We start from the raw sequence: 3,343 nt of genomic DNA, 5'->3' as shown, positions 1-3,343 counted from the left end.
CCCGGTGAACAGGAACGCCAGCTTTCCGGCGGAAGCAGCAGAATCCACCACCTCCTGGCACGGGCGCCCCTCCGCCAGGGACTCCAGCCCCCGCAGCAGCCCCTCACGGTCCCCCGCCACCACCGCCGCACGCCGATCCAGCACGGCCCGCGTGGTCGCCAGGGAGTAGCCCACGGACGGGAGGGTCAGCTCGGGACGATCGGCGAGGAAGGTCCGCAGCGAGCCCGCCTGGGCCCGGAGTCCGGCCTCGTCCGGCGCGGACACCACCATCGGCACGGCACGGCCCGGCGCCGGGACCACCTCAGCGCCCTCGGACCGCTCGACCGGCGGCGCCTCCTCCAGGATCACGTGGGCGTTGGTCCCGCTGATGCCGAAGGACGAGACGCCCGCGCGACGCGGCCGGTCGGTCCTCGGCCACTCGACGTTCTCGGTGAGGATCCGTACGGTGCCGGCCGACCAGTCGACCTGGGGGGTCGGCTCCTCGACGTGCAGGGTCCGCGGCAGTACGCCGTGCCGCAGCGCCAGCACCATCTTGATGACCCCGGCCACGCCCGCGGCCGCCTGGGTGTGCCCCAGGTTGGACTTCACCGAGCCCAGCCACAGCGGACGGTCCGCCGGCCGCTTCCGCCCGTACGTGGCGATCAGGGCCTGTGCCTCGATGGGGTCGCCGAGCTGGGTGCCCGTCCCGTGCGCCTCCACCGCGTCGACCTGGTCGGCCGTCAGTCGGGCGTTGCCGAGGGCCTGTTCGATGACCCGCTGCTGCGAGGGCCCGTTGGGCGCGGTGATCCCGTTCGAGGCGCCGTCCTGGTTGACGGCGGAGCCGCGGATCACGGCCAGCACCTGGTGGCCGTTGCGCCGGGCGTCCGAGAGCCGCTCCAGCAGCAGGATGCCCGCTCCCTCGCCCCAGCCGGTGCCGTCCGCCGTGGCCGAGAACGCCTTGCAGCGGCCGTCGCGGGCGAGACCGCCCTGGCGGCTGAACTCGGTGAAGAGCGTGGGCATGGACATCACGGTGGCGCCGCCGACGAGGGCGAGCCCGCACTCCCGGCGCCGCAGGGACTGGGCGGCGAGGTGCAGCGCGACCAGCGAGGCCGAGCAGGCGGTGTCGACCGTCACGGCGGGCCCCTCCAGCCCGTACACGTACGACAGGCGCCCGGAGAGCACGCTCGCGGCGTTGCCGGTCATGATGTGTCCGGCGAGGTCGTCGGTGGAGTTGATCGCCACCGGGGCGTAGTCCTGGCCGTTGGTACCGACGAACACGCCCGTTCGGCCGCCCCGCAGCGAGCCGGGGTCGATGCCCGCCCGCTCGAAGGCCTCCCAGGAGGTCTCCAGCAGCAGCCGCTGCTGCGGATCCATGGCCAGGGCCTCGCGCGGGGAGATCCCGAAGAACCCGGCGTCGAAGTCGGCCGCGTCCGGCAGGAAGCCGGCCTGGCGCGCGTGCGAGCCGCCCTCGGCGGCGGGCGAGAGCAGGGAGGTGAGGTCCCAGCCCCGGTCGGTGGGGAAGCCGGTCATGGCGTCGCCGCCCGAGACGAGCAGCCGCCAGAGCTCCTCGGGGCTGTTCGCTCCGCCGGGGAACCGGCAGCCCATCGCGATGACCGCGAGGGGCTCGTGGTCCCGGCTCTCGCTGTCCCGGAGGCGCTCCTGCGTCTGCTCCAGCTCTGTCGACACTCGCTTGAGGAAGTACCGGAGCTTTTCTTCGTTGGACACGGGATGGCTCTCCGTCGGGGAAGTGCTTGGTGCGGGATGTGGGTCGTTCATCGGCGTCGTGTTCCTGGGACGCCGGTTCATGAGATGCCGAACTTCTCGCCGATGAGGCCGAAGAGGTCGTCGTCGGAGACGGAGTCGAAGTCCTCGGACTCCGCGGACCGCTCCTCGTCGGAGTCCCGCCACTGGGAGACGAGGGCCTGCATGCGGAGCATGATCCGGGTGTGTTCGGGCGAGCCGGAGCCGAGCTGCTCCAGGGCCCGTTCCAGCCGGTCGAGGCCCTCCTGGGGCGTGCTGCCCTCGGTGGGGTCGTCCTCGGCGAGTTCGGCGCCCAGGTGGGCGGCGAGTGCTGCGGGGGTCGGGTGGTCGAAGACCAGGGTGGCCGGCAGGGTCAGCCCGGTGGCGGCGGCGAGGCGGTTGCGCAGCTCGACGGCGGTCAGCGAGTCGAATCCGGCTTCCTTGAACGCGCGGGTGACGGGGACCGCTTCGAGCGAGCCGTGGCCGAGGACGGCCGCGACATGGCCCCGGACGAGCGCGAGGAGGGCGTCCTCCCGCTCGGCTGCGGACTTGCCGCGCAGCGAGTCCCGCAAGGCGCCGCCGGTCGTGTTCGCGTCCTCGGCCGCCCCGGCGAGCGACTGCAGTTCGGGGAGCTGGGACAGCAAGGGGCTCGGCCGGCCGGTGACGAAGGTGGGTCCGAACCGGTCCCAGTCCACCGCGGCGACGACCAGGTGGGTCTCGTCCCGGATCAGTGCCCGTTCCAGGGCGGCGATCGCCGACTCCGGTGCCATCGGCACCATACCGCCCCGTCGGAGCCGCTCGGTGACGACCTCGGTCTCCGTGGCGAGGCCCGAACCGCCCCAGGAGCCCCAGGCGATGGAGGTGGCCGGAAGCCCCTGGGCGCGGCGGCGCTCGGCCAGGGCGTCCAGGTGGGCGTTGGCCGCCGCGTAGTTGCCCTGCCCCGCGCCGCCCACGGCGCCCGCGAACGAGGAGAAGAGCACGAACGCCGAGAGGTCCGAGCCCCTGGTCAGCTCGTCGAGGTGATCGGCCGCGTCGGCCTTCGGGCGCAGCACCCGGGCCAGCCGCTCCTCGGTCAGCGACTCCACCACGCCGTCGTCCAGGACGCCCGCCGCGTGGAACACCGCGCTGACCGGGTGCTCGGCGAGCAGCCGGGCGAGTGCCTCGCGGTCCCCCGCATCACAGGCGGCTACGGTGACCTTGGTGCCCAACTGCTCCAGTTCGGCGGCCAGTTCCCGGGCTCCCGGGGCGTCCGGGCCGCGTCGGCCGGTGAGCAGCAGGTGTTCGGCCCCACGGCCGGCCAGCCAGCGCGCGACGTGCGCGCCCAGTGCGCCGGTGCCACCGGTGATCAGTGTCGTGCCGGAGACGTCCAGGGACGCGGCCGGGGCCGAGCCGCTGCGGGCGCCCCACCCGGCGCGTACCAGTCGGCGGCCGTAGGCGCCGCCCTCGCGGACCGCCACCTGGTCCTCACCGGCCGCACCGGACAGGACCCGCGCCAGCCACGAACCGGCCTCCGCGTCCAGAACCTCCGGCACGTCCACCAGACCACCCCACGACTGGGACCGCTCCAGAGCCACCACCCGGCCCAGACCCCAGACCTGAGCCAGCGAAGCATCCGGCGCGGCAT

Annotated in this window: 1 protein-coding gene and 1 pseudogene; both read right to left on the bottom strand. The window is 73.9% G+C overall.

Features of this window, described 5'->3' with window-relative positions; translation table 11 throughout:
- On the bottom strand, window positions 1–1,755 hold a 1,755-nt coding region (locus ACWCYO_RS40420), incomplete at its 3' end, for a type I polyketide synthase (protein WP_449787025.1).
- Window positions 1,756–2,033: 278 nt separating this feature from the next.
- A pseudogene (locus ACWCYO_RS40415) lies at window positions 2,034–3,343 on the bottom strand (beta-ketoacyl reductase); the annotation flags it as partial.

The sequence above is a fragment of the Kitasatospora sp. NPDC001683 genome (genome assembly GCF_053596495.1).
Note: the sequence above shows the minus strand (reverse complement) of the source record. Positions and strands in the feature narration are given on the sequence as shown.